Annotated in this window: 19 protein-coding genes; 12 read left to right on the forward strand and 7 right to left on the reverse strand. The window is 53.6% G+C overall.

The window, feature by feature from the left end:
• The first annotated feature begins 110 nt into the window (after positions 1 to 110).
• Both tkt and ampH read left to right on the forward strand, forming a co-directional pair.
• Positions 111 to 2,111: a transketolase gene (gene tkt / locus PMPD1_RS16295; RefSeq protein ID WP_173635033.1), complete on the forward strand. Its 2,001-nt coding sequence runs from the start codon at positions 111 to 113 to the stop codon at positions 2,109 to 2,111.
• Between the two features lie 166 nt (positions 2,112 to 2,277).
• The gene (gene ampH, locus PMPD1_RS16300) at positions 2,278 to 3,462 is read left to right on the forward strand and encodes a D-alanyl-D-alanine-carboxypeptidase/endopeptidase AmpH (RefSeq protein WP_173636257.1); all 1,185 of its coding nucleotides are present in this window, start codon (positions 2,278 to 2,280) and stop codon (positions 3,460 to 3,462) included.
• A gap of 13 nt (positions 3,463 to 3,475) precedes the next feature.
• On the opposite strand, the gene PMPD1_RS16305 is transcribed toward ampH, so the two are convergent.
• Entirely contained in the window at positions 3,476 to 4,567 is a 1,092-nt protein-coding gene (locus tag PMPD1_RS16305) for a DUF1176 domain-containing protein (protein ID WP_173635034.1), read from the reverse strand.
• A 479-nt stretch (positions 4,568 to 5,046) separates the two neighbouring features.
• On the opposite strand from PMPD1_RS16305, the gene PMPD1_RS16310 reads away from it, so the two are divergent.
• From PMPD1_RS16310 to PMPD1_RS16345, 8 genes are read left to right on the forward strand one after another with little or no spacing between them, the layout of a single operon-like run.
• Positions 5,047 to 5,877 carry a DeoR/GlpR family DNA-binding transcription regulator gene (locus PMPD1_RS16310; RefSeq protein WP_173635035.1) on the forward strand — a complete coding sequence of 277 codons (831 nt, stop codon included), beginning with the start codon at positions 5,047 to 5,049 and terminating at the stop codon, positions 5,875 to 5,877.
• A 22-nt stretch (positions 5,878 to 5,899) separates the two neighbouring features.
• Positions 5,900 to 6,883 (forward strand): substrate-binding domain-containing protein, encoded by a 984-nt coding sequence (locus PMPD1_RS16315; RefSeq protein WP_173635036.1) that lies wholly within the window; start codon positions 5,900 to 5,902, stop codon positions 6,881 to 6,883.
• A 3-nt stretch (positions 6,884 to 6,886) separates the two neighbouring features.
• A complete protein-coding gene (locus tag PMPD1_RS16320) occupies positions 6,887 to 8,392 on the forward strand; it encodes a sugar ABC transporter ATP-binding protein (RefSeq protein WP_173635037.1) in 1,506 nt (501 codons plus the stop codon).
• Positions 8,385 to 9,374, forward strand: a complete 990-nt coding sequence (locus PMPD1_RS16325) for an ABC transporter permease (protein ID WP_173635038.1) — start codon at positions 8,385 to 8,387, stop codon at positions 9,372 to 9,374. The genes PMPD1_RS16320 and PMPD1_RS16325 overlap by 8 nt, the downstream gene beginning before the upstream one ends.
• Before the next feature lie 16 nt (positions 9,375 to 9,390).
• Positions 9,391 to 10,440 (forward strand): ABC transporter permease, encoded by a 1,050-nt coding sequence (locus tag PMPD1_RS16330; RefSeq protein ID WP_173635039.1) that lies wholly within the window; start codon positions 9,391 to 9,393, stop codon positions 10,438 to 10,440.
• Positions 10,440 to 11,132, forward strand: coding sequence for a D-allulose 6-phosphate 3-epimerase (gene alsE / locus PMPD1_RS16335; protein WP_173635040.1), 693 nt, complete (start codon positions 10,440 to 10,442; stop codon positions 11,130 to 11,132). The genes PMPD1_RS16330 and alsE overlap by 1 nt, the downstream gene beginning before the upstream one ends.
• On the forward strand, positions 11,129 to 12,022 hold the full coding sequence (gene alsK, locus PMPD1_RS16340; RefSeq protein WP_173635041.1) for an allose kinase: 894 nt from the start codon (positions 11,129 to 11,131) through the stop codon (positions 12,020 to 12,022). Before alsE ends, alsK begins: the two co-directional genes overlap by 4 nt.
• Positions 12,022 to 12,981, forward strand: coding sequence for a ribokinase (locus PMPD1_RS16345; protein WP_173636258.1), 960 nt, complete (start codon positions 12,022 to 12,024; stop codon positions 12,979 to 12,981). The genes alsK and PMPD1_RS16345 overlap by 1 nt, the downstream gene beginning before the upstream one ends.
• A gap of 15 nt (positions 12,982 to 12,996) precedes the next feature.
• Here PMPD1_RS16345 and nudK read toward each other — a convergent pair whose 3' ends face one another.
• Positions 12,997 to 13,578, reverse strand: a complete 582-nt coding sequence (gene nudK, locus PMPD1_RS16350) for a GDP-mannose pyrophosphatase NudK (RefSeq protein ID WP_173635042.1) — start codon at positions 13,576 to 13,578, stop codon at positions 12,997 to 12,999.
• Between the two features lie 114 nt (positions 13,579 to 13,692).
• Positions 13,693 to 15,168, reverse strand: coding sequence for an amino acid permease (locus tag PMPD1_RS16355; RefSeq protein ID WP_173635043.1), 1,476 nt, complete (start codon positions 15,166 to 15,168; stop codon positions 13,693 to 13,695).
• Between the two features lie 406 nt (positions 15,169 to 15,574).
• On the opposite strand from PMPD1_RS16355, the gene PMPD1_RS16360 reads away from it, so the two are divergent.
• Complete coding sequence (locus PMPD1_RS16360) at positions 15,575 to 16,972, forward strand: NAD(P)/FAD-dependent oxidoreductase (RefSeq protein ID WP_173635044.1); 1,398 nt, start codon at positions 15,575 to 15,577, stop codon at positions 16,970 to 16,972.
• The gene (locus PMPD1_RS16365; protein WP_173635045.1) at positions 16,969 to 18,183 is read left to right on the forward strand and encodes an FAD-dependent oxidoreductase; all 1,215 of its coding nucleotides are present in this window, start codon (positions 16,969 to 16,971) and stop codon (positions 18,181 to 18,183) included. Before PMPD1_RS16360 ends, PMPD1_RS16365 begins: the two co-directional genes overlap by 4 nt.
• 84 nt (positions 18,184 to 18,267) lie before the next feature.
• On the opposite strand, the gene narI is transcribed toward PMPD1_RS16365, so the two are convergent.
• From narI to PMPD1_RS16385, 4 genes are read right to left on the reverse strand one after another with little or no spacing between them, the layout of a single operon-like run.
• Positions 18,268 to 18,945 carry a respiratory nitrate reductase subunit gamma gene (gene narI, locus PMPD1_RS16370; protein ID WP_173635046.1) on the reverse strand — a complete coding sequence of 226 codons (678 nt, stop codon included), beginning with the start codon at positions 18,943 to 18,945 and terminating at the stop codon, positions 18,268 to 18,270.
• Between the two features lie 2 nt (positions 18,946 to 18,947).
• Complete coding sequence (gene narJ, locus PMPD1_RS16375; RefSeq protein ID WP_173635047.1) at positions 18,948 to 19,670, reverse strand: nitrate reductase molybdenum cofactor assembly chaperone; 723 nt, start codon at positions 19,668 to 19,670, stop codon at positions 18,948 to 18,950.
• The gene (gene narH, locus PMPD1_RS16380; RefSeq protein ID WP_173635048.1) at positions 19,667 to 21,208 is read right to left on the reverse strand and encodes a nitrate reductase subunit beta; all 1,542 of its coding nucleotides are present in this window, start codon (positions 21,206 to 21,208) and stop codon (positions 19,667 to 19,669) included. The genes narJ and narH overlap by 4 nt, the downstream gene beginning before the upstream one ends.
• On the reverse strand, positions 21,205 to 24,966 hold the full coding sequence (locus tag PMPD1_RS16385; RefSeq protein ID WP_173635049.1) for a nitrate reductase subunit alpha: 3,762 nt from the start codon (positions 24,964 to 24,966) through the stop codon (positions 21,205 to 21,207). The genes narH and PMPD1_RS16385 overlap by 4 nt, the downstream gene beginning before the upstream one ends.
• Positions 24,967 to 25,011 lie beyond the last annotated feature (45 nt).

Consider the following 25,011-nt stretch of genomic DNA (forward strand, 5'->3'; position numbering starts at 1 on the left):
CGTACGCTGCCGCCTCAGCCTAATGGCGTTGTCTCGTAGAGTCGGGGCACCTCCCGGCATCTACCAGACAACGTTTAAATTTCCCCACCCCGAATTCAAGGGAGAAAAACATGTCTTCACGTAGAGAGCTGGCTAATGCGATTCGTGCGCTAAGTATGGATGCGGTTCAAAAAGCGAATTCCGGTCACCCTGGCGCGCCAATGGGAATGGCGGATATTGCCGAAGTGCTATGGCGCGACTTCCTCCACCACAACCCGACGAATCCCGCCTGGTTCGATCGCGACCGCTTTATTTTGTCGAACGGCCACGGCTCGATGCTGTTGTACAGCCTGCTCCATCTAACCGGTTATGACTTGCCGATGGAAGAGCTGAAAAACTTCCGCCAGCTACACTCTAAAACACCAGGTCACCCGGAAATCGGCTATACCCCCGGTGTTGAAACCACGACCGGCCCGTTAGGGCAAGGGCTGGCGAATGCCGTCGGTCTGGCCATCGCAGAGCGCACGCTTGGCGCGCAGTTTAACCGTCCCGATCACAATATTGTCGATCACTATACCTACGTCTTTATGGGTGATGGCTGCCTGATGGAGGGCATCTCCCATGAAGCATGCTCACTGGCGGGAACATTGGGGCTGGGTAAACTGATTGGCTTCTACGATCACAACGGAATCTCCATTGACGGCGAAACCGCAGGATGGTTCACCGATGATACCGCCAAACGTTTTGAAGCCTACCATTGGCATGTGGTACACGAAATTGACGGTCATGACCCAGACGCGGTGGCAAAAGCCATTAAAGAAGCGCAAAGCGTCACCGATAAGCCGTCGTTGATTATCTGCCGTACCGTGATTGGTTTCGGTTCACCGAATAAGTCCGGTAAAGAAGAAGCGCATGGCGCCGCGTTAGGCGAGGAAGAAGTCGCGCTGACCCGTAAAGCGCTGGGCTGGAACTATCCGCCATTTGAGGTTCCTAAAGAAATCTATCAGCAATGGGATGCCAAAACCGAAGGCGAAAAACACGAGAAAGCGTGGAAGGATAAATTCACGGCTTATCAAAGCGCGCATCCCGAATTAGCGAAAGAGTTTCTGCGTCGCATGGACGGCGGAATGCCTGAGAACTGGCAGGCCGATGCGCAGAAATTTATCGAGCAACTGCAAGCCAACCCGCAAAAAATCGCCAGCCGTAAAGCCTCACAAAATACGCTGGAAGTGTTTGGTAAACTACTTCCGGAATTCCTCGGCGGCTCCGCCGACCTGGCGCCGAGTAACCTGACCATTTGGTCTGGTTCGAAATCCATTAAGGATGACCTCGCCGGTAACTATATTCACTATGGCGTACGTGAATTCGGCATGACGGCAATCGCCAACGGTATTGCGCATCACGGCGGGTTCGTGCCTTATACCGCAACGTTCTTGATGTTTGTTGAATATGCGCGTAATGCGGCACGTATGGCGGCGTTGATGAAGGCGCGGCAAATTATGGTCTATACCCATGACTCCATTGGTCTGGGCGAAGATGGCCCGACCCACCAGCCGGTTGAGCAGCTAGCCAGCCTGCGGCTGACGCCGAATATGAGCGTATGGCGTCCATGCGATCAGGTGGAAACCGCTGTGGCGTGGAAACATGCGGTGGAGCGTCATCATGGCCCGACCGCCTTGATCCTCTCACGCCAGAATTTGGCGCAGCCTGAGCGTAACAAAGCGCAACTGGAGAATATTTCGCGTGGCGCTTACGTCTTGAAAGACAGCGACGGCACGCCAGATATTATTCTGATTGCCACCGGCTCCGAGGTGGAGATTACGCTCGGCGCGGCGGAAAAATTGAGCGCCAGCGGACATAAGGTGCGCGTCGTCTCGATGCCGTCAACCGACCTGTTTGATAAACAAGAGGCGGCATACCGCGAATCCGTGCTGCCCTCCACCGTCACCGCACGCGTGGCGGTAGAGGCCGGGATTGCCGACTATTGGTATAAATATGTTGGCCTTAACGGCGCCATTGTCGGGATGACCAGCTTTGGCGAATCGGCACCAGCCGATAAGTTGTTTAAAGAGTTTGGCTTTACGGTGGAAAACATTGTTAGCCATGCGGAAGCGTTGTTGAAACCGCACTAATCTCGGCGACTAATCCCGCTGGCGGGCGCACCTATTCGGCGTTCGCCAGCGTTTACTGATTTCTTCCCCAAAGCGCTATCCAGCAAACTGATACATAAAAAAATCCCTCCTCCCCCTTTCAGCGCGGCGTAAAGTGATTACTATTAACCTCTTCCCGTTTACTCAGATGGATGTCAACTCGTTGAAAACGCGTTTTCACTTGATCGCCGCGCTGTGGCTCGGCACGCTGCCTTTTACCGGCCAGGCGCAGACCTCGCCCGATCCGCTGTTGGCTTCGCAAATTGTTGATCGTTACGCCGAACATATTTTTTATGGTAGCGCCGCGACCGGCATGGCATTAGTCGCTATTGATGGTAATCAGCGCGTGTTTACCAGCTTTGGCGAAACCCGCCCCGGTAACAATATCCGGCCGCAAAAAGACTCCCTGATCCGTATCGCCTCACTTAGTAAGCTGATGACCAGCGAAGTGATGGTTAAGCTGGCGGAACAAGGCCGCTTAAATCTGGATGATCCGCTCAGTAAATTCGCACCGCCTGGCCGCAGAGTGCCAACGTATGATGGTCAAACCATCCGTTTAGTTAACCTGGCCACTCACACCAGCGGCTTGCCACGCGAACAACCCGGCGGTAAACCGATACGCCCCGTATTTGTTTGGCCTACCCAATCAGAGCGCTGGAGCTGGTTACAAACAGCGCAACTCAAAGCGCCGCCTGGCGCACGCGCCTCCTATTCTAATCTCGCCTATGATTTGTTGGGCGATGCGCTCGCACGGGCGGCGGGAACACCTTACCCAACACTGTTCAAACAGTTAATTACCCGTCCGTTAGGAATGAAAGACACCACCTTCACCCCTTCGCCGGAGCAGTGTAGCCGCCTGATGGTGCCGGAAAAAAGCGCCAGCCCCTGCATGAATACGTTGGCGGCTATCGGTAGCGGCGGCGTTTACTCTACGCCTGATGATATGGGGCGCTGGATGCAGCAATTCCTCTCTTCCGATGTCTATCGCCGTAGCGCACAAATCGATCGGCTACAGACGCTGATTTATAAACGCGCGCAGTTAACCAAAGTGGAAGGAATGGACGTTCCCGGTAAAGCCGATGCGTTAGGCATGGGATGGGTCTATATGGGGCCGAGAGATGGCCATCCGGGCATTATTGAAAAAACCGGCGGCGGCGGCGGATTTATTACCTATATCGCCATGGTGCCACAGCAAAATGTCGGCGTGTTCGTGGTGCTCACCCGCTCCTCGTTAACGCGTTTTAAAGTCATGAGCGATGGCGTTAACGATATGTTGGCGGAACTGGTTGGCAACCAGCAAGATTCGCCGGTGTTGGTACAAGCGATTAAATAAACGCTGGCGCAGGCTACTTAGCTGCGGCGCCCGCATCCACCGTTTCCTCGCTGGCACGCTGGCTGACCCACAAGGTTGGCCAGTCATCGCTGCCGTGCCACGCATCGCAGGTGCTCTCTTCGGCGTACTCCGCCAATACAAACTCCCGCCCGTCAAACTGCCAGCGCGTCGCGTTACCGCAATCTCCCAACCCGCGCCCCTTGGAAAAGGTCAACAACTCACTGCGCGAAGCATCATACTCGGCATTGACCAGTTCCATCTGCTTGTCGCCATGATTCGGCGGTACAAAGGGCAACGTGAGTGTCAGCCCACGCGCGACGTAAGGTAGCGAGCGCGTGACTTCAAACGCCAAGTCAATCACGTTATAGGCGCCCATCTCACAACTCACCAGCAACAGCGCTTTCTCATCGCTAAGCGGCGCAACGCTGACCTCGCGCCGCATCGGATCAAGCGAGCACTCATCGGCATTCACGCGCCAGGTCCCGAAATCAATCAGCCCGGTGGTTTCATCGCGCGTCAACGGCGTAGGCGGCTGACCCGGCGTGCGCATTTGCGGCGCTTCCGGTTCGGGCGGCACATCAACTGCGGCCCGATCGCCACGTTTGATCCACGCGCTCATGCCATTTACTCGCCCCTGCAATTCATCCATTAACAGCAGCGCCGCTTTCAAACCATGTAAAGAGATGGTGGCCTGCGGACGGTAGGTAAGCTGGATATTATCGGCATCCAGCACTTGCGCCAAAAACTCATCAATGGAAATCATATGCGCGGTCGCCAGATGATGCGGCTCTACGCTCCAGTGTTTCAGGTCAGGCTTTAGGCGTTGCTGATCAAGCAACAAATTATCTTTCAGCGGGCCGCCCGCCAGCTCCCCGGTATAGCGGTTGCCATAATCAATACGCAACAATGGGCGGTCATTGCCGCCCGCATGGCGAGAAAGGCTCATCACCAATCCGTTATCACCGGGGATATTCCGCGCCACACAAAAATTAAGGTTATTGCAGGTAATCTGCCAGTCGGAGAACGTCTTTTGCAACGGTGCCGCATGTACGCTGGCAACAAGAAGAAAAGGCAAAAGGAACAGCGATTTCATCCAATAAGACATTAAAAGATCAGGTCCCCGAATAAATGAAGTTATGATGATAGCGCAACGGTAACCCTTCAACATCTCTTTCTCTGTGACCGCCTCCAAAAAGCCATGGCGGAACGCAACCTATGTCGGCGTAAAAACGCGACACCGGGCATATTCATCATCCCGATGCGGTGCTAATCGCTCAATCGGATTCGTCGGACTATCGCTCAGCGGCAAGCAAAACGGTCAAATCCACACATCCGGTCATAAACAGTCAATTTATTTCCACTGCTTAAAAGCGACCGTTATGGCATTAATAGTAAATGGCTCGGCGATAAACCCACTATTTTGTGATTTAAATCACTAATTAGTGAAATACAAACCAGCCATTACATTTTCTATTCGATTCATATCACTTATTTCAGCGTCCCCGGTTTACCCCCTACGTACTATTGCCTGGGACACATTTTGCGTTGTTGCTATCCATTACTTTACCTACAGCGGAGGTCACCATGTTACCTATCGAACGTCAGCGTCAAATTATTGAGACGCTTAATTTAAATGGACGTGTGCTGGTAACCGAGTTGGTTAAGTTATGTCAGGTTTCGCAAGAAACCATTCGACGTGATTTAGCGCAACTGGAAAAAAAAGGGTTATTACATCGTAGTCATGGCGGTGCGGTTATTGCGCAGCGTAGTCAGGGAAATAGCGCCGGAAGTAAAAATGCGCTGAATGAATACGAATTAGCTTTCCGCCAACGAATGAATGAAAACGTTCAACAAAAAATGCAGATAGCAAAACGCGCGCTGGATTTTATTAGCGTTGGCGATTGTCTACTGCTCGATAGCAGCACCACCTGCTGGTTTCTGGCCCGACAGTTACCGGATATTGAATTAACCGTGCTAACCAATTCATTACGGGTAATTCAGAGTCTGGCGGCAAAAAGTAATATTCGCACGATTTGTCTCGGCGGCGAATATTCCGAACGGTACGAAGATTTTAACGGTGTCGTCGCGGAACAACCGTTAAGAGAATTTTTAATTAATAAGATTTTCTTCTCATGCAGCGGTTTTGGTAAAGACGGTTACCTACGTGAAAGCAATGAGAATCACGCACATTTAAAACAACAAATGTTATTAGCGGCAGAACGTAAATATTTACTTATGGATGCCAGTAAATTTCTGCGGCCCTCATTCGCGCGTATTTGCCATTACCGCGATGTGGATTTTTTGATTACCGACCACCTGAAAGATAGAGATCTACAACAAGAATTGGCCTGGAACGGCGTGAACGTGATCAATTGTTCACAACGTCCACAAGCCATGCAGTTAATCAATTCCTAATCCGGACACCTACGGAGAAATTATGAAAAGAACACTCGTCGCCTGTACCCTGCTCGCTCTGTTTGCCGCTTCATATGCTAATGCCGCCGATAAACTGCGGATGGGCATCGTCGTGAAGGTTGGCGGTATTCCATGGTTTAACGCCATGGAAGCCGGGATCAAAAGCGAAGCGGCCAAGCGCGGTATTGATGCGTGGCAAGTTGGGCCAACGGCGGCAGACCCGGCGTTACAAGTGCGTGCGATTGAAGATCTGATTGCGCAAAAAGTCGACATCATTGGCGTGGTGCCGAATGACCCGAAAGTACTAGAACCGGTGCTGAAAAAGGCGCGCGACGCCGGGATTAAAGTGATTACCCATGAGTCTCCCGGACAGAAATACGCTAACTGGGACTTTGAGTTGGTCGACGCGCCAACGCATGGCATCAATCATATGAAAGCGTTGGCGCAATGTATGCACGAAGAAGGCAAATACGCGGTCTATGTCGGTAGCCTGACGGTGCCGCTGCATCAACAATGGACCGACGCCGCCGTGCAGTACCAAAAGGCGCACTACCCGAAAATGCAAATGGTTACCGACCGCTTTGGCGTCGGGGAATCACTGGATGATTCTATCCGCACCACCAACGAGCTGATGTCGAAATATCCCGATCTGAAAGGCATTCTCGCCTTCGGTTCCCAGGGGCCAATCGGCGCCGGGCGCGCAGTATTAAACCGCAATAAAACCAACCAAGTATGCGTTATCGGCTCATTCAGCCCGGGACAAGGCGCGTCGCTGGTTAACCGTGGCGCAATTAAGGGTGGCTATATCTGGAACCCGATGACCGCAGGCGAAGTGTTCGTTCGCATTGCCGACATGATGCAGAAGAACCAGCCGATCAAAGACGGTATGACCATTGAAGGGTTAGGCAAGGTGAAGGTGGATGAAAAAGATCACAACATCCTCGGCAATAACACCGAAAGCCTGGATAAAGCCAACCTGCCGAAACTGGTTAAAATGGGGCTGTAAACGATGAATCTGGTTGAACCACAGACGCTTATCGCCCTCGAAAATTTATCGAAGACGTTTGGCGGTAACCGTGCACTAAGCGATATTTCGCTGTCGTTAATGGCAGGAGAAGTCCACTGCCTCGCCGGAACCAACGGCTGTGGCAAAAGCACGTTAATCAAAGTTATCTCCGGGGTTCACGCCCCGGATAGCGGCAGCACTATTACCTTACAAGGCGGCGAATCCTTCCCGCGTTTGACGCCAAAACAGGCGCGGGATTTCGGGATTCAGGTTATTTATCAAGACCTGTCGCTGTTTCCCAATCTGAGCGTTGCGGAAAATATCGCTTTCGAGCACAACCTTAACGGTCTGTTCGGCTGGTACAGCGCCAAACTCCTGCGTGAAACCGCACAGCGCATCATCAATGAGCTGCAATTCTCCCTCAAACTGGACGAAAAAGTCGCCGCGCTCTCGATCGCCCAACGTCAGCAAGTGGCGATTTGTCGCGCGCTGGTCGCTGATGCACGGCTGGTCATTATGGATGAGCCGACCGCTTCGTTAACCCGCACGGAAGTTAATCAACTGCTGCGTACCGTGCGCTATTTGAAAGAGAAAAATATCTGCGTGGTATTTGTCAGCCATCGGCTGGATGAGGTGCTGGAAATCTCCGACCGGGTAACGGTGATCCGCGATGGACGTAAAATGGGTTGTTGGCCTGCCAGTGAAATGGACGGCCATCGCCTAACCGAATTGATGACCGGCCTGAAGCTCGACTACCAGTTAAAAACCCCCACGCTGAAGCAAGACAGAATTTTGTTGGAGGTCGAACACCTGTCACGCGCCGGGCAGTATCAGGATGTCAGCTTTCGCCTGTGCGAAGGCGAAGTGCTGGGACTCTGCGGCCTGTTGGGTTCCGGGCGTACTGAACTGGCGTTGTCGCTGTTTGGCATGACACGCCCGGACAGCGGCAAAATTTGGCTCGATAGCAAGCCGGTGCGTTTTCGTAATCATGAAGATGCCATCAAATCCGGCATCGGTTATGTCTCGGAAGACCGTCTCACTCTCGGGCTAATACAGCAGCAATCGGTTGCCGACAATATGGTTTTGCCGATCTTGAAAAAGCTGCAAAACCGTTTTCATCTGATTGATGAGTACCGCAAGAACAAATTAATCCTGCAATGGATTAATCAACTCGGCGTGCGCGTTGCCGACCCTGATCTGGCGATCTCTACCCTCTCCGGCGGCAACCAACAAAAAATCGTGTTAGCGAAATGGGTACTGACACAACCCAAAATCCTGATTCTCGATTCGCCGACCGTCGGGGTGGATGTCGGCGCGAAGGCCAGTATCTATCAAATGATCCACGAGTTGGCGCGCGAAGGGCTGGCGATCATTCTCATCTCCGATGAGGTCCCCGAAGTTTGGTACAACTGCGATCGCATTCTGCATTTCCGCGATGGGCGCATTCACGCCGAATATCAGCCGGGCAATGTTGAACAGCAACAGTTGCAGGAGGTGATCAATGCCTAATCTGTCCTTTTTTAAACCGCAAAGCAGCCAGGGCTGGCTAGCTTGGGTGCTGGTCGCGTTTATGCTGTTTTTTTCCCTCACCAGTGACGAGTTTTTTAGCGTGCAAAACTTACTCGACCTGGCGGAAAGCTATGCGGTCACCGGTATTTTTGCACTCGGCCTGTTTGTGGTGCTGGTCACAGGCGGAATCGACATTTCCTTCGCTGCCGTGGCCTCGGTGGTGCAATACATTATCGCTTCACTGTTTACTCATTATCAGTTTGACAGCGCCTCGCTCAGCATTGTGCTGGCGATAGTGTGCGGCACGCTGTTCGGCATCGTGAATGCCATCCTGATTTACTGGCTGCGCATCGTCTCGATCATCATCACCATCAGTATGCAATCGCTGCTGTTCGGCATGCTGATGTGGCTCACCGAAGGCCGGAGTCTGTATACCCTGCCTGATTGGTGGATCACGTTACGCAACGTGATGCCTTTCACCTTTCACGGACAGAGTTTTCAGATTGGGTTGCCGCTGACCATCATGCTGATTATCGCCGCCATTACCTGGGTTTTATTGAATAAGACTCACTTGGGCCGCCAGCTTTACGCGGTTGGCGGCGATCAGGAGTCGGCGCGGCGCGTCGGTATCCGCGTAGGGCTAATTCATATTTTTGCCTACGGCTATCTGGGCGCGATGGCGGCAATTGGCGGCCTGGTACAGGTTTACCGGATGGGCGAAGTAGTACCGAACGCATTAGTCGGCGGCGAACTGGATGTGCTGGCGGCGACCGTTCTTGGCGGCGCTAGCCTAATGGGCGGCAAAGGCACCGTGACCGGTACCCTGATGGGCGTGTTCTTGATCGCCGTACTGAAAAATGGCCTCAATCTGGTCGGCGTCTCTAACTACTTCATGAACATTGTGGTCGGCGGCGTAATCATGATCGCGATTGCCGTTACCCATTACAAAAAACGTAAAGAGACCGATGTCAGCTTTGTCTGACCGGCGGGAGAACCTGATGAAACCACTACATTTCCTCAAACCTGACGGTACCAATAGCGGGCTATTGCTATTGATCGCGTTGGCGCTGGCGTTGTTTGCCTGGTTGCTACCGGGCCGGTTCTTTACCGACTCCACCTTTATGAGTATGGCTTTTCAATTGCCAGAGCTTGGGCTATTAACCCTCGGCATGTTCGTTGCGATTCTTAGCGGCGGCCTCAACCTGGCGATTATCGCCACCGCCAACCTGACCAGTCTGTTTATTGCCTGGGTGCTGCTGCACTTCTTGCCGGACGGAGCAGGTACCGGCTTGCAATTATTGTGGCTGGCGATTGGGCTTTTCGGCGCTACGGTTATCGCCACCCTAATCGGCGTGATCACTGGCCTGATGGTAACGCGCATTGGCGCACACCCGATTTTAGTCACCCTGGCAACGATGATGACGGTCAACGGCATCGGCATCTGGCTAACACACGGCGCGGCAGTGAGCGGCATGCCGGATGTGTTGCGCACGCTGGGTTCCGGCTCTCTTTTGGGCGTGCCTCTGCCACTGTGGCTGTTCTTTGCCGCCGCCGGTGGCCTAGCCCTTTTTCTCGGTAAAACACGCGCCGGTAAATGCATCTATATGGGCGGCAGCAATATTAATGCCACCTGGTTTAGCGGCGTAAACACCCATCGCATGCTGATCCTGGTGTATGTCATCTCCAGTTGGATGTGCGTACTGGCCGGGTTGGTGATGATGGCGCGCTTTAACTCAGCGCGTATGGGTTACGGCGACTCCTATCTACTGCTGACGGTACTGGCAATCATCCTCGGCGGTACCGATCCGAACGGCGGCTTTGGCCGCGTGACCGGTGTGGTGCTGTCGCTGATTGCACTGCAAATTTTATCTACCGGTTTCAACCTAATGAATATTAGCCAGCATTTTAGCCTCGCGATGTGGGGCGCGGTATTGATCGTGGTGCTGGCGGTGAAATTCTTTAAAGGCCGTTTTAACGACTATCGCGCGGTGCGGCTTAGCCAGCTACGCGCCCGTCTGACCCATTTAACCGAAAAAAAGGAAGTGTGATGCGCACTAAAATCTCCCCTTCGCTGATGTGTATGAATCTGATGGAGATCAAGCAGCAGTTAGCCATTCTTAACTCACGCGCCGATTTCCTGCATGTCGATATCATGGATGGCCATTACGTGAAGAACATTACGCTATCGCCATTTTTTATTGAGCAGATCCGCCCGTATACACCGCTGGCGATCGATGTGCATTTAATGGTGGAGGAACCCACTGATTTTATCGAAGCAGTGGCGAAAGCGGGCGCCGATTATATTTGCCCGCATGCCGAAACCATTAACCGAGATGCCTTTCGGGTAATTAATCAAATCCGGGCGTTAGGCAAAAAACCGGGCGTGGTGCTTAATCCGGCCACGCCGGTCTCCTTTATCCATCACTATATCCATCTGCTGGATAAGATTACCGTAATGACGGTAGATCCTGGCTACGCTGGTCAACCTTTTATTCCGGAGATGATCAACAAAATTGCGGAACTCAAAGCGCTCAAAGAACAGCATGGGTACACTTGGTTGATTGAAATTGACGGCTCCTGTAACCAGAAAACCTATACCACACTGCTCGACGCGGGCGCCGAAGTATTAATTGTCGGTACCTCCGGTTTGTTTAACCTGCATGCAAACCTGGAAACCGCCTGGGATGACATGATGGTGAATATCGCCCAGGCACAGAGCGCGCTGCGGGAGTCGGCATGACGGAGACTTGGCTCGGTGTTGATATTGGCGGAACCAGTACCCGCCTCCTGTTGATGGACGAGGCTCACCAGTGGTCTGGTTTTCGTAAAGTGCCCACCGCCAGTTGGGCGCAAGCGCCGGATGCATTGGCAACACTGGCGGTGCTGATTGAGGAGGTGCTGGAGAAACAACCGGTACGAGGCGTGATGCTGGGGTTACCGGGTATTCTTAGCCGTAACCGTCAAACCGTCATTTCGTTACCCTTTATTCAGGCACTGGATAACCAACCCGTGGCGACGTTGTTAGCCGAAAAATTACGTATTCCGGTGGCAATGGATAAAGACGTTAACCACCTGATGTTATGGGATCTATTGCAATTAGGCCGCCTCCCCGACCATGCCGTGGGGCTCTATCTGGGCACCGGTATGGGCAACAGTTTATGGCTCAACGGGCAATTTTATCACGGTGCGCACGGCGGGGCCGGTGAAATTGGTCATACGCCGTGGGAAGGCAATTCGCTACCCTGCCCATGCGGTAATATCGGCTGCGCGGAAACCTTAACTTCGGGCAATTGGCTGGCGCGTTGGGCAGAGACGCACTGTGCGGAAACACCGCTAAGTATGCTGTTTACCCAGCATGGCGAACATCCCGATTTGCAGCAATTCGTACAGCGCCTGGGGAAAATTATCGCCAGCGAAATGAATATTCTCGATCCGGAATACCTGATTTTAGGCGGCGGTGTGTTGGCGATGAATGATTTCCCGCTGGCGACGCTGCGTGCTCAAATCGTGCAACATCTGCGCCCGCCCGCCACCCGCGCCGGGCTGAAACTGGTGTTCAGTAATGCTACCGATCATACTGGCTGTCGCGGCGCATGCCTTGCCGCCGAGCGGCAATTCAGGAGTCAATGATGAAAGGAAAAGTCTGTGTATTTGGCTCGTTTAATCTGGATATTGTTGCGGGCATGTCGCGTTTCCCCATGCCCGGCGAATCATTAATCGCCCATCACAGTATGATGGGCCCCGGCGGTAAAGGGGCCAACCAGGCGACCGCCGCGCTGCGTGCAGGCGCGCGCGTTCACTATATCGGCAAGATCGGTAAAGACGATTTCGGCATCTTTGCCCGGCGCCATCTGGAAAACACCGGTTTTGATGCCATCACGCTATTTACCTGTAAGGAAAAACCTACCGGTAATGCGTTAATTTATGTGGCCGGTGACGATGCGGAGAATATGATTTCGGTGTATCCCGGCGCTAACCTGACCGTTACCGCAGCGGAGGTGACCCGCTGTCAACCAACCGTGGCCGCCGCCGACATCTTGCTGATGCAGCTAGAAAATAATCTGAGCGCCATTCAGCGCATGGTGGATATTGCGCGTGACGGGGGAACCTTCGTGATCATGAACCCGGCGCCGTGGCAAAAAGTCAGTGATGCGCTACTGCGCAAAGTCGATTTGTTAACGCCAAACAGTACTGAAGCATCGCTGTTAACCGGCGTCAGCGTGACTGATTTAGCCAGCGCACAGCACGCCGCTGAAGTGCTGCACCAGAAAGGCGTTCGGCAACTGATCATTACCCTTGGCACCCAAGGCGCATTGCTCTCAGATGGCAGCGGTATGGCGCGGATCCCGCTTTACCCCGCTCAGCCACAGGATAGTACCGGGGCGGGCGATGCGTTTAACGGCGCACTGGCCGCACGGCTCGCTGCCGGAGAGCCGTTGCGCAAGGCAGCGTTGTTCGCGTCCGCCTATGCGTCGGTTTGTGTAGAACGCCCCGGCGCCGCTCACTCCATGCCGCTGTACGCCGATGCGCTGGCGCGGCAGCAGGCGCATCCACATTTAGCCATTGAGCCGCTAACGGAACTGGTTTAACGCTGGCAGGAGCGGCTAGGCATTGCGTAACCAACCGGCAAGTTGCGCATGTTGTAGCAGCATAATGGTTTTGCCATCACGGATCTGCCCATCTTTCACCATTGCCAACGCCTGCGGGAAAGGGATTTCCAGCACATCAATATCTTCATCCTCAACGCCGCCGCCTGCATTGTCGCGCTGAGATTCATCATACTCCGCCGCGAAGAAATGAATCAGTTCGGTCACGCCGCCGGGCGACATATAGGCCTCAAACAATTTTTCTACCTTCCCGACCACATAACCGGTCTCTTCAACCGCCTCTTTCCGAATACACTCTTCCGGCGAGTCGTCATCCAGTAGACCGGCGCAGGTTTCTATCAACATCCCACTTTCATTACCGTTGACCCATGTAGCGACGCGAAACTGGCGCGTTAACACCACACTATTTTTTTCGCGGTTATACAGCAAGATAGTCGCGCCGTTGCCGCGATCATAAACCTCACGCTTATGGCGCAGCGTTTCGCCGTTGTGCCTGGTGAGATCGTAGGTGTAGTTGTGCAGGACAAACCAGTTTTCGGACAGGATTTTGTGCTTGATAAGATTAATTTTGACCGACATAGCGACCCCACGGTAATGAAATGGAGCCAGTGATGATAAAACCCACCGGGCGAGAAAACTATCTGAATCGAATAAAAAAAGCCGCCTTTCGACGACTTTTTGCAAACCCGCAGATTATGAAGGGTAGCTGCCGAGCGGCGGCATTTTCTGTAACTGCTTTCTGCGCCACAACCAAACCGGGATAAAAACCAGGATGCCCAGTAACATCAAGATCAGGACATACCACTGCGCGGTACGGAAATCCGCCGGGATGATAAACACACACATCTCTACCACCAGCCATACGCACGCGCCGATGATGACCGGCCACTCCCAGACACCGAGCGAGAAATCATCCGGATGATGAGTATGTTTATGGCGCGTAAAAATATACAGCAGCACCGTACCGCTATACAGAATGGCGGGAAACAGCGTTGCCGCGCCTAATAACTGCGTTAAGGCATCCGGGTTGGTGTAAAAACTCAGAACGATTAATGTCGAGACCGCGCCCGCCAACAGTGTCGCCCACAACGGTCCGCCAGTAGGGCGTGGAACATAGCTCAGTTTTTGTGAGAAAGGCAGACGACCATCACGCGCCATGGCATGAATCAACCGACTGTTACTGGTCAGAATCACTAACCCACAGGCAAAGATGGCGATACACACCACCACCAGCACCACTTTACTGAACGTATCGCCCAAAATCAGGCGGATAACATCGGCAACCGGCGCGGAACTCTTCGACAACTCATTCACATGGTCGCCCAGCCCCAGACTGATGACAATAAGAAACAAGGTACCAAGAATGCCGCTTGCCAGTACCGCTTTCACCATGGCGCGCGGAACCACCTGCTTAGGATTGTGCGTCTCTTCCGCGAGGTTTGCCGCCGATTCCCAGCCAACCAAGGTAAATGCCCCCAATAAGCCAGACAACATAAACGGCCCCAGCCAGCCGAAATAATGCGGGCTATGTATCAGCCCGGTGGAGACCAGGTTTGAGGCATTGCCTTTACCCAAGAACAGCACCGCCACGCCGATTGCGACAATCAGGCCAAATATCGCAATCACCTCAGCGCCCACCGCCAGGTTGTTGATTTTGGTCAGAATCGGTGTAGACCAGATAACCAGTACCATCTGGATAATGAGCAGCGCGATGGTGGTCACCGCCCCGCCTGCCGCGGTGTAATTCAATCCCAACAACGGAAACAGCGCCACCTGCGCAAGCCCGTAATCGACCGCCACGGTGACAATGCCCAGAAAAGCGAAGCTTGCCCAACCGAACCACCATCCCAATACCGGATTGACCAGACGGCTGGCCCACTGGTAACTGAACCCTGAAAGCGGAATTTTACTGGCCAGAAGCCCGAACACTAATGCCACCAGCAGTGTACCAAGCGTGACTATCGGCCAAGTCCAAATGCCGACCGGCCCACTAGAAGCCAACATACTGCCATAAGTAGAAAACAACCCCGTGGTGATAGAAATGAAAGAAAACGCAACGGCAAACGACTCGAACTTGCCGAGCGTTCTCTCAAACTGCGAATGGTAACCCTCACCTTCAATAAGCTTTCCCTCGCCTGGTGTATGTAGATCTTTATTTACATCAGACATTTGATGTCTCCCGCCGTATTGCTGTCGTCAATTACGCGCTTGTGTTGTGCTGTGAAGCTATTAGGGTTTTGATGTATCTTTGTGTTGTTTTAATGACCGATTAACAAACAACAAAACCAATATACACATTGAAATAACATAAAAGCCACATCATTTTCTTATATGTGAGGAGCGTCATAATTTTTTTGCAACCAGCCGGGCACTCGGCGCTGAGACCGCGCAGCGACAGAAACCGCGACAACAATCCCCCACCGGCACTCAGCGCAGCCCCATACTATTTCCTTATCTACACAGGTTCAGTGCGCTATTTATGTGGATTTTATGTGATAAATTTGTTGTTTTGGCATTGTTAGCCTGTGGTCTTTATGCTTAGATGATGAAAGAACCTGCGTCCGGGATATTTTAAATGGCACCATTAAATGAAAATGTAGATGTGGTCGTTATCGGCGGTGGAGTAGTCGGTTGCGCGCTATTCCGCCGTTTTACTTTGATGGGCGCGCGCACGCTGTTACTGGAAAAAGGTGGCGATATTCTTTCCGGCGCCAGTAAGGCCAATAGCGCGATTTTACATACCGGTTTTGACGCACCGACCGGCAGCCTGGAACTGCAATGTATGCAGGCCGGCTACCGTGAATATCTGGCTGTCCATCAGCAGATGAATTTGCCGTTGCTAAAAACCGGCGCCATGGTGGTTGCCTGGGACCAGGCACAGTTGGAAGCGCTGCCCGGTATCGTGCAGCAAGCGCATGATAACGGCGTTAGCGATGTCGCCCTGATTTCCACACAGGAACTCTACCAACGTGAACCGAATCTTGCGGCAGGCGCGCTGGGCGGTGTCGTGATACCGGGCGAGTACGTTATCGATCCCTGGAGCGCGCCGCTGGCCTATGTCACCCAAGCCGTCATGCACGGTGGCGCGTGGCAATTTAATTGTGAGGTGCGGGAGGTCCAGGCGGAAGAGAATGGCTGGCTTCTCACTACCAGTAAGGGGAGAGTGCGTACCCGGCTGGTGATCAACTGTGCCGGTAACCACGGCGATTTGATTGATGGAATGTGGCGCACGCCGGAGTATGAAATTCGCCCCCGTAAAGGGCAGTTTCTGGTGTATGACAAAGCCTGCGCGACGCAGATTAACGCGATCATCCTACCGGTTCCGACTCCCACCACCAAAGGCGTGCTGCTGTGCAGAACCATTTTTGGCAATGTGATCCTTGGCCCAACCGCGGAGGAGCAGCAGGATAGAAACCGGGCAGACGTCGACGAAACCGTGATGAGAGAGTTGATCGAAAAGGGCCGCCGGATGCTGCCAACCTTAACTAACTACCCGGTTACCGCCACTTATGCCGGTCTTCGTCCGGCAACCGAAAAAAAAGAGTACCGTATCTACGACTACCCTGAAAATAACTGGATCAGTGTCGGCGGAATCCGTTCCACCGGGCTAACCGCAGCGCTGGGCATTGCCGCGCATGTCGAGACGTTGTACCGCAACCGTTTTACCCAACGCTTCCCCCTTCATCCACCGGCAGAATTGCGTTGGCCACAAATGCCGATGCTCTCTGATTATCAGCCGCGGGATTACACTTGCCCCGGCAACGGCGGCATTGTCTGCCACTGTGAATTAGTGACCCGCCGCGAGCTGGAAGCAGCATTTGATTCGGCGGTGCCGCCCGAATGTATTGGCGGTTTGCGCCGCCGTACACGCGTCATGATGGGACGCTGTAATGGTTTTTTCTGCAGTAATCACGTTGCCGACATTATTGGCGACCGTCTTGATAACACTCTGGTGGTTGGGAAGGTGAAATGAACGCGCGTTACCCAGTGATTATTATCGGTGCCGGTCCGGCCGGGCTGGCGGCCGCCCGCGCATTATTCGACGCCGGGGTTAAAAATGTTCTGCTGTTAGAACGAGAAGCCGAAGCGGGCGGCGTTCCCCGCCATTGTCGGCATCCCACCTTTGGTATCCAGACATTTTATCGTCCAATGAATGGCGATCGCTGGGCGGCGCGAATTCGGCAACGTATTGAACATCACTATGAAATCCGTACCAACACCACGGTGGTTAGCCTCAACCCCGGAGGCGTGCTGGAGATCTCCTCCGATCGCGGGCTTGAGACGCTCTACGCCGAGCGCATCATTATTGCCACCGGCGTACGTGAAACGCCACGCCACGCCAGGCTGGTGAGCGGCTTACGTCCACAAGGCGTGCTCACCGCCGGCGCTTTGCAACAGTTTATCTATTTACGCAAACTAAAGCCGGGTAATTGCCCGGTCATCGTCGGTTCGGAACTGGTGAGCTTTTCGGCAATCTGGACACTACGTAACGCGGGTATACGCGCGGTGGCGCTTATTGATGAGAACCTGCGGCCTACCGCCTTTAAACTCAGTACGTTATACGCTCGTCTGATGGGCGTCGAAGTACACTTAGGCGCGCATATCACCCGAATTAACGGCACTGAACGGGTTGAAAGTATTGCCTTCAGGGATGCCGCCGGACAGGAGCGCGTGATGGCTTGCGATAGCCTGATTTTTACCGGGCGTTTTACCGGTGAATATACGCTAATTCGCACCAGCCACCTTCTGCACGAAGCAGACAGCGGTCGACCAATCTTCGATCAATATGGTTGCTGTTCCGATCCGGCCTACTACGCCGTCGGTAATATGACCCATCCTGCCGATATGGGCGATCAATGCTACCAGGAAGGTTTACGCATTGGCCGCTTTGTGGCGGAATCCTTGCGTGCCGAGGCGTCGACCTCTTTCCAGGTTCCGGTCATTTTGCATGAAGTTTTTAAGATTGCCGCGCCCAATGTGGTACGTTGCGATACCGGCTCGCAGGCTTCCCTCACGCTTAATGTGCGCGTGAACCGCTATCATCATGGCGAAATTCGGGTGATGGACCGGCAGAAAATCCTGTATCGCAAGCGCCATCGCTGCCTGCCGGAGCGGCGTATTTTACTCCGTGGGATAGATATTTCCGCGCTCACCGCCGATAGCCAACTCACTATCACCATTTAATCGGGGATAGCACCACCCCACCGTCTCAAATAAAAAACCCGCGACGCCTGGCGACCGCGGGTTTTGACCTTTATCACCGTGCGCTTAGCGACGGTTACGGACTAACTGGTAACGACGCGTTAAATATTCGACCGGCGCGCTCCAGATATGTACCAAGCGACAGAACGGGAACAACAAGAACAGCGTCATACCCAACACCATATGCACTTTGAAGATCAGCGCCACGCCTTCAAGATGCTGCGCCGCGCCGGAGTGGAAGGTGACGACCGCTTGCGCCCAGCCAACCAATTTCATCATTTCACTACCGTCCATATGCTGAGCAGAGAACGGAATGGTTAACAGCCCTAAGCACACCTGCACCACTAAAAGTGTCAGGATCATAATATCGGCAAAGCTGCTGGTTGCCCGCACACGTGGGTTAGTCAAACGACGTTTGAGCAATAACCCACCGCCAACCAATGTCATCACGCCACAGGCGCCACCGGCGATCATCGCCAGCTTCTGCTTAACATCAATCGGCAAGAACGATTCATACATCCAGTGCGGTGTCAGCATCCCGGCGGCGTGCCCGAAGAAAATACCTAAGATACCGATATGAAACAGGTTAGAAGCTAAGCGCATCCCCTTTTTATCCAGCATTTGGCTAGAGCCGGCACGCCAACTGTATTGGCCGTAGTCATAGCGTAGCCAGCTACCAATCAGGAACACGGAACCCGCAATGTAAGGATAGATATTGAAAAAGAAAAGATTGAAAAATTGCATGATTAGCGTCCTTTGGTTCCCGCAACCACTTGTGTCACGTCCAGATACTGAGGCGCGACCGCACCGGCAAAGCGGCGCTGATGCGCCGTTTGCTGAGCAGAGGCACAGCCCTGTTCACCTAAAAACTTGATTTGCTCCTCTTCCCACACCGCATCCAGCGCCTGCGGCGTATCGTCGCGCGCCTCTTTCGCTACCTCAGAAGCCAGCGTCTGGGTCTGCACTTCGCTGCCGGAAAAAGCAACCAGCGCTGCGAACAGGCAGGCATATGGGCTTTGACGCTGTTCCAGACGGGCATTCAGCAGCGCCAGAATCGGCGCAATATCCTGTAGGCCGAGATACGCTTCATCGGTTTGCAGGCTAGCGAGGTATTCAAGATAAAGCGGCAGGAAATCCGGCAGTTCGCGGCTATCGATTTCCAACCCGGCGGCGCGATATTGCGCCATCAAGTCAACCATCGCCTGGCCGCGATCGCGTGATTCGCCATGTACGTGTTCGAATAACAGCAAGGAGGTAGCGCGCCCGCGATCAAACAACTCACAGTAGTCTGCCTGCACGTCCAACAAAGGACGTGCGCAAAATTGCCGGATAAAGTGCGTTAATGCCTGGCAATGTTCAGCCTGCAACGCATTGTCGGCTTCAACTGCCGCCAGCAACTCTTGCTGATGGTCGAACAACGCCTGCTCGGGATAGTCCAACAAGCGAGCGATTACTCTTAGCGTCATCATGAGGCATCCTCCTGGTGGGTTCTTTTGGTCACATCCACCGCGTCAATCCGGCGAGTGTTGAACAAATTGAACCGGCTATCGCCGCCGTGGCAACTCTCGCCAAAGCTAAAGCCGCAGCCTTTACTTTCCGGGAAGGCTTCGCGTGCCATCTCACGATGGCTGGACGGAATGACAAAACGATCTTCGTAATTCGCGATCGCCAGATAACGGTACATTTCCTGCGCCTGGGCTTCGGTCAGGCCGACCTGTTCCAGCGCACTGGTATCAATCACGCCATCCACGCTTTCCGCACGTTTATAGTGGCGCATTGCCAACATACGTTTTAGCGCCAGCAGCACTGGCTCGGTGTCGCCGGCAGTGAGTAAGTTAGCCAGATACTGCACCGGAATACGCAGGCTCTCGACGTCCGGCAATACCCCGTTGTGCGCCAGAATACCGGCATCTGCCGCGGACTGAATCGGCGACAGGGGCGGCACATACCACACCATTGGTAAGGTGCGATATTCCGGGTGCAGCGGCAGCGCCAGCTTCCAATCCATCGCCATCTTGTAGACCGGAGATTGCTGCGCCGCGTCGATCACGCTTAGCGGAATGCCGTCTTTGATCGCCTGCTCAATCACCGCCGGATCGTTCGGATCGAGGAAAATATCCAACTGACTTTGATACAGATCGGTCGCATTTTCCGTGGAGGCCGCCTCGGCGATACGGTCCGCGTCGTAGAGTAACACGCCAAGATAACGAATACGGCCGACGCAGGTTTCGGAACAGACGGTGGGTTGGCCTGACTCAATACGTGGATAGCAGAAAATGCACTTCTCGGATTTACCGCTTTTCCAGTTGAAGTAGATTTTTTTGTACGGACAACCGGTCAGGCACATACGCCAGCCGCGACACTTATCCTGGTCGATCAGTACAATGCCGTCTTCACCGCGCTTATAAATCGCCCCACTCGGGCAAGTTGCCACACACGCCGGGTTCAAACAGTGTTCACACAAGCGCGGCAGGTACATCATGAAAGTGTTTTCAAACTGGCCGTACATCTCTTTCTGTACGTTATCGAAGTTCTTATCCTTTGAGCGTTTTTCAAACTCACCGCCGAGGATCTCTTCCCAGTTCGGACCGCCTTCAATTTTCTTCATGCGCTGGCCGGTAATCAGCGAACGCGGACGTGCGATTGGCTGATGTTTGCCTGCCGGCGCGTTATGCAGGTGCTGGTAATCGAAATCAAACGGCTCGTAATAATCGTCTAGCGCCGGAACGTCTGGATTAGCGAAAATTTTCGACAGCAGGCCGACACGGTTCCCCATGCGCGGCTCCAGCTTACCGTTGATTTTGCGGATCCAGCCGCCCTTCCATTTTTCCTGATCTTCCCAGGCGTGCGGATACCCGACGCCCGGTTTACTTTCGACATTATTGAACCAGGCATATTCCATGCCTTCACGGCTGGTCCAAACATTCTTACAGGTGACCGAACAGGTATGGCAACCGATGCATTTGTCCAGATTCAGCACCATGCCGACTTGAGAACGAATTTTCATTTGGTTTTCTCCTGTTGGCTACCCTGTGAATAGTCATTACCTTCACCGTCCAACCAATCGATATGATTCATTTTGCGTACCACGACAAACTCATCGCGGTTAGAACCCACGGTACCGTAGTAATTGAAGCCATAAGCCAGTTGCGCATAACCGCCGATCATATGCGTCGGTTTCGGGCAAACGCGGGTTACCGAGTTATGGATACCGCCGCGCTGGCTGGTGATTTCCGAACCCGGAATATTCACGATACGTTCCTGCGCGTGGTACATCATGGTCATACCGGCCGGGATACGCTGGCTAACCACCGCACGTGCGGTTAGCGCGCCGTTGGCGTTGAACACCTCGATCCAGTCGTTATCTTCAATCCCCAACTCTTGCGCATCATCCTCACTCATCCAGACAATCGGGCCGCCGCGCGAAAGCGTCAGCATCAGCAAATTATCGCTATAGGTGGAGTGGATGCCCCATTTCTGGTGCGGCGTCAGGAAGTTCAGCGCTTTCTCCGGGTTGCCATTCGGTTTTTTATTCAGCAAGGGCTTCGCCGCACGGGTATCAATCGGCGGACGATAGACCAATAAACTCTCGCCGAAGGCACGCATCCATTCATGATCCTGATACAACTGTTGACGACCGCTCAGGGTGCGCCATGGAATCAGCTCATGCACGTTGGTGTAACAGGCGTTATAGGAGACATGCTCATCTTCCAGACCAGACCAGGTTGGGCTGGAGATAATTTTACGCGGCTGCGCCTGGATATCGCGGAAGCGGATTTTTTCCTCTTCTTTGTTCTCTGCCAGATGCACATGGTCGCGCCCGGTAAACTCACCCAGCGCTTCCCACGCTTTCACCGCCACTTGACCATTGGTTTCTGGCGCCAGCGAAAGAATGACCTCAGCGGCATCAATGGCGCTCTCAATTTTCGGTCGTCCCGCTGCCGGGCCGTCCGCTTTGACGTAGTTGAGTTTTTTCAGGAAGTCGATTTCAGTTTGCGTATTCCAGTTAATACCTTTACCGCCATTACCCAATTTATCCAGCAGCGGACCCAGTGAAGTGAAACGCTCATAGGTGGCCGGATAATCACGTTCAACCGCGATAATATGCGGGGCGGTTTTGCCCGGAATTAGATCGCATTCGCCTTTTTTCCAGTCTTTCACGCCAAACGCCTGGCCGAGTTCCGCCGGTGAATCGTGCTGGATGGGTAACGTCACCACATCGGTTTCTTGCCCCAGGTGACCAACACACACTTCGGAGAATTTTTTGGCGATGCCTTTATAAATTTCCCAGTCGCTTTTCGCTTCCCAGGCCGGATCAACCGCCGCAGACAAGGGATGAATAAACGGATGCATATCCGAGGTATTCATATCGTCTTTCTCGTACCAGGTCGCCGTTGGCAGCACAATATCGGAGTAGAGGCAGGTGCTCGACATACGGAAATCCAGCGTGACCACCAAGTCTAACTTGCCTTCGCCGCCGTTATCACGCCACTCCACCTCTTCCGGTTTCACACTGCCCTGCTGACCTAGATCGGTTCCCTGGATGCCGTTTTCGGTACCCAGCAAATATTTCAGCATGTACTCGTGCCCTTTACCGGACGAACCGAGCAAATTTGAACGCCAGACAAACAGGTTACGCGGGAAGTTGTCCGGGTTATCCGGCTGTTCAGAGGCGAAGCGCAACGTCCCCTCTTTCAGGCCATTTACCGCAAAGTCGACCGGTGATTGACCGGCGGCTTTCGCCTGCGCCGCCAAGTGTAGCGGGTTAGTATTCAGTTGCGGGGCAGACGGCAACCAACCCATCCGTTCAGCGCGAACGTTGAAATCGATCATACTGCCGGTAAAGCGCGATTTATCCGCCATCGGCGACAGCAGTTCGCCCGCCGAGACCGTTTCGTAACGCCATTGGCTGGAGTGGTTATAGAAGAAAGAGGTGCTGTTCATATGGCGCGGTGGACGCTGCCAGTCGGTACCAAAAGCTAACGGTACCCAGCCGGTCTGCGGACGCAGTTTTTCCTGGCCGACATAGTGCGCCCAACCGCCGCCGCTCTGCCCGACGCAGCCGCAGAAGATCAGCATATTGATCAAACCACGGTAGTTCATATCCATATGGAACCAGTGGTTCATCCCGGCGCCAACGATAATCATTGAACGACCGCGGGTTTTCTCGGCATTCTGCGCAAACTCACGCGCGATGCGAATGATGTTCTGCTGTGAAACGCCGGTAATTTTTTCCGCCCACGCAGGTGTATAAGCTTTGATTTGATCGTAATCGGTCGCGCAGTTTTCATCATTCAAACCGCGATCCAGACCGTAGTTCGCCAGCGTCAGGTCATACACGCTGGTGACCAGTACTTCGCTGCCATCCGCCAGTTGCAAGCGTTTTACCGGCAGGTTATGGGTTAATACTTCATCCAGCGCGACGCTATTGAAATGTTCGCTTTCCGCCCCGCCGAAATAGGGGAAGCCAACGGAAACCACTTCATCGTGGGTGCCTAGCAGGCTCAGTTGCAGCTCAACCTCGCGCTGCGATTTGCCTTCACGCTGCTCAAGGTTCCATTTCCCTTTTTCACCCCAGCGAAAACCAATTGAGCCCTGCGGCGCCACCAGCTCACCGCTGGTTTGATCAATAGCGACAGTTTTCCATTCCGGGTTATTGCCTTCGCCTAATCCGTCAACCAGATCGCTGGCGCGCAACATCCGCCCGGCGGCATATTGACCGTTTTCACGCGGCTCCAGCATCACCAGCATCGGCATGTCGGTGTAACGGCGGACATAATCGCGGAAATAGCCCACTTCACGATCGAGGTGGAACTCTTTCAGCATCACATGGCCCATTGCCAGCGCCATCGCGCTATCGGTACCCTGTTTGGGGTTCAGCCATTGGTCGCATAATTTCGCCACTTCGGCGTAATCCGGCGTAACCGCTACCGTTTTAGTCCCTTTGTAACGGACTTCGGTAAAGAAGTGCGCATCCGGCGTACGTGTCTGCGGGACGTTGGAGCCCCAGGCAATGATGTAAGAAGAGTTATACCAGTCGGCGGATTCAGGTACGTCAGTCTGCTCGCCCCATGTCATCGGCGATGCTGGCGGCAGGTCGCAATACCAGTCATAGAAGCTGAGGCAAACGCCGCCAATCAGCGAGAGATAACGTGCGCCGGAAGCGTAAGACACCATCGACATTGCCGGGATCGGCGAGAAACCGATAATCCGGTCTGGGCCGAACGTTTTGGCGGTATAAACGTTGGAGGCCGCGATCAGCTCATTGACCTCCTGCCAACTGGAACGCACAAAGCCACCGCGTCCACGGGCGATTTTATAGCTTTTCGCTTTTTCCGGATCGCTCACAATCGATCCCCACGCCTCAACCGGATCGCGATATTGCGCTTTCGCTTCACGCCATAACTTCACCAGGCGTTTACGCATCAGCGGGTATTTTAGGCGGTTAGCGCTGTATAAATACCACGAGTAGCTGGCGCCGCGCGGGCAGCCGCGCGGTTCATGGTTTGGCAGGTCCGGGCGAGTTCGCGGATAATCGGTCTGCTGGGTTTCCCAAGTGACCAGGCCGTTCTTCACATAAATCTTCCAGCTACATGAACCCGTACAGTTAACGCCGTGGGTCGAGCGCACAATTTTATCGTGCTGCCAACGGCTGCGATAACCGTCTTCCCAGTCGCGATTGGTATTCAGCGTCTGGCCGTGACCACCGGCGAACGGTTCTGCTAACTGTTTGAAATAGCGAAACCGGTCTAAAAATTTGCTCATCCGGAATTCTCCTGAAGGCTTGTTGTCGTTATACAAATAGCGAAA

Origin of the sequence: Paramixta manurensis, assembly GCF_013285385.1 — a bacterium.
GTDB lineage: Bacteria > Pseudomonadota > Gammaproteobacteria > Enterobacterales > Enterobacteriaceae > Paramixta > Paramixta manurensis.

Bases quoted from the DNA above. Each gene is read 5' to 3' on its own strand.
- PMPD1_RS16310 (WP_173635035.1), top strand. From the start codon at position 5,047: ATGTTACCTATCGAACGTCAGCGTCAAATTATTGAGACGCTTAATTTA.
- PMPD1_RS16320 (WP_173635037.1), top strand. From the start codon at position 6,887: ATGAATCTGGTTGAACCACAGACGCTTATCGCCCTCGAAAATTTATCG.
- alsE (WP_173635040.1), top strand. From the start codon at position 10,440: ATGCGCACTAAAATCTCCCCTTCGCTGATGTGTATGAATCTGATGGAG.
- nudK (WP_173635042.1), bottom strand. From the start codon at position 13,578: ATGTCGGTCAAAATTAATCTTATCAAGCACAAAATCCTGTCCGAAAAC.
- PMPD1_RS16365 (WP_173635045.1), top strand. From the start codon at position 16,969: ATGAACGCGCGTTACCCAGTGATTATTATCGGTGCCGGTCCGGCCGGG.
- ampH (WP_173636257.1), top strand. From the start codon at position 2,278: ATGGATGTCAACTCGTTGAAAACGCGTTTTCACTTGATCGCCGCGCTG.
- PMPD1_RS16345 (WP_173636258.1), top strand. From the start codon at position 12,022: ATGAAAGGAAAAGTCTGTGTATTTGGCTCGTTTAATCTGGATATTGTT.
- PMPD1_RS16330 (WP_173635039.1), top strand. From the start codon at position 9,391: ATGAAACCACTACATTTCCTCAAACCTGACGGTACCAATAGCGGGCTA.
- narI (WP_173635046.1), bottom strand. From the start codon at position 18,945: ATGCAATTTTTCAATCTTTTCTTTTTCAATATCTATCCTTACATTGCG.
- PMPD1_RS16305 (WP_173635034.1), bottom strand. From the start codon at position 4,567: ATGTCTTATTGGATGAAATCGCTGTTCCTTTTGCCTTTTCTTCTTGTT.
- PMPD1_RS16385 (WP_173635049.1), bottom strand. From the start codon at position 24,966: ATGAGCAAATTTTTAGACCGGTTTCGCTATTTCAAACAGTTAGCAGAA.
- PMPD1_RS16360 (WP_173635044.1), top strand. From the start codon at position 15,575: ATGGCACCATTAAATGAAAATGTAGATGTGGTCGTTATCGGCGGTGGA.
- PMPD1_RS16355 (WP_173635043.1), bottom strand. From the start codon at position 15,168: ATGTCTGATGTAAATAAAGATCTACATACACCAGGCGAGGGAAAGCTT.
- narJ (WP_173635047.1), bottom strand. From the start codon at position 19,670: ATGATGACGCTAAGAGTAATCGCTCGCTTGTTGGACTATCCCGAGCAG.
- PMPD1_RS16325 (WP_173635038.1), top strand. From the start codon at position 8,385: ATGCCTAATCTGTCCTTTTTTAAACCGCAAAGCAGCCAGGGCTGGCTA.
- tkt (WP_173635033.1), top strand. From the start codon at position 111: ATGTCTTCACGTAGAGAGCTGGCTAATGCGATTCGTGCGCTAAGTATG.
- PMPD1_RS16315 (WP_173635036.1), top strand. From the start codon at position 5,900: ATGAAAAGAACACTCGTCGCCTGTACCCTGCTCGCTCTGTTTGCCGCT.
- narH (WP_173635048.1), bottom strand. From the start codon at position 21,208: ATGAAAATTCGTTCTCAAGTCGGCATGGTGCTGAATCTGGACAAATGC.
- alsK (WP_173635041.1), top strand. From the start codon at position 11,129: ATGACGGAGACTTGGCTCGGTGTTGATATTGGCGGAACCAGTACCCGC.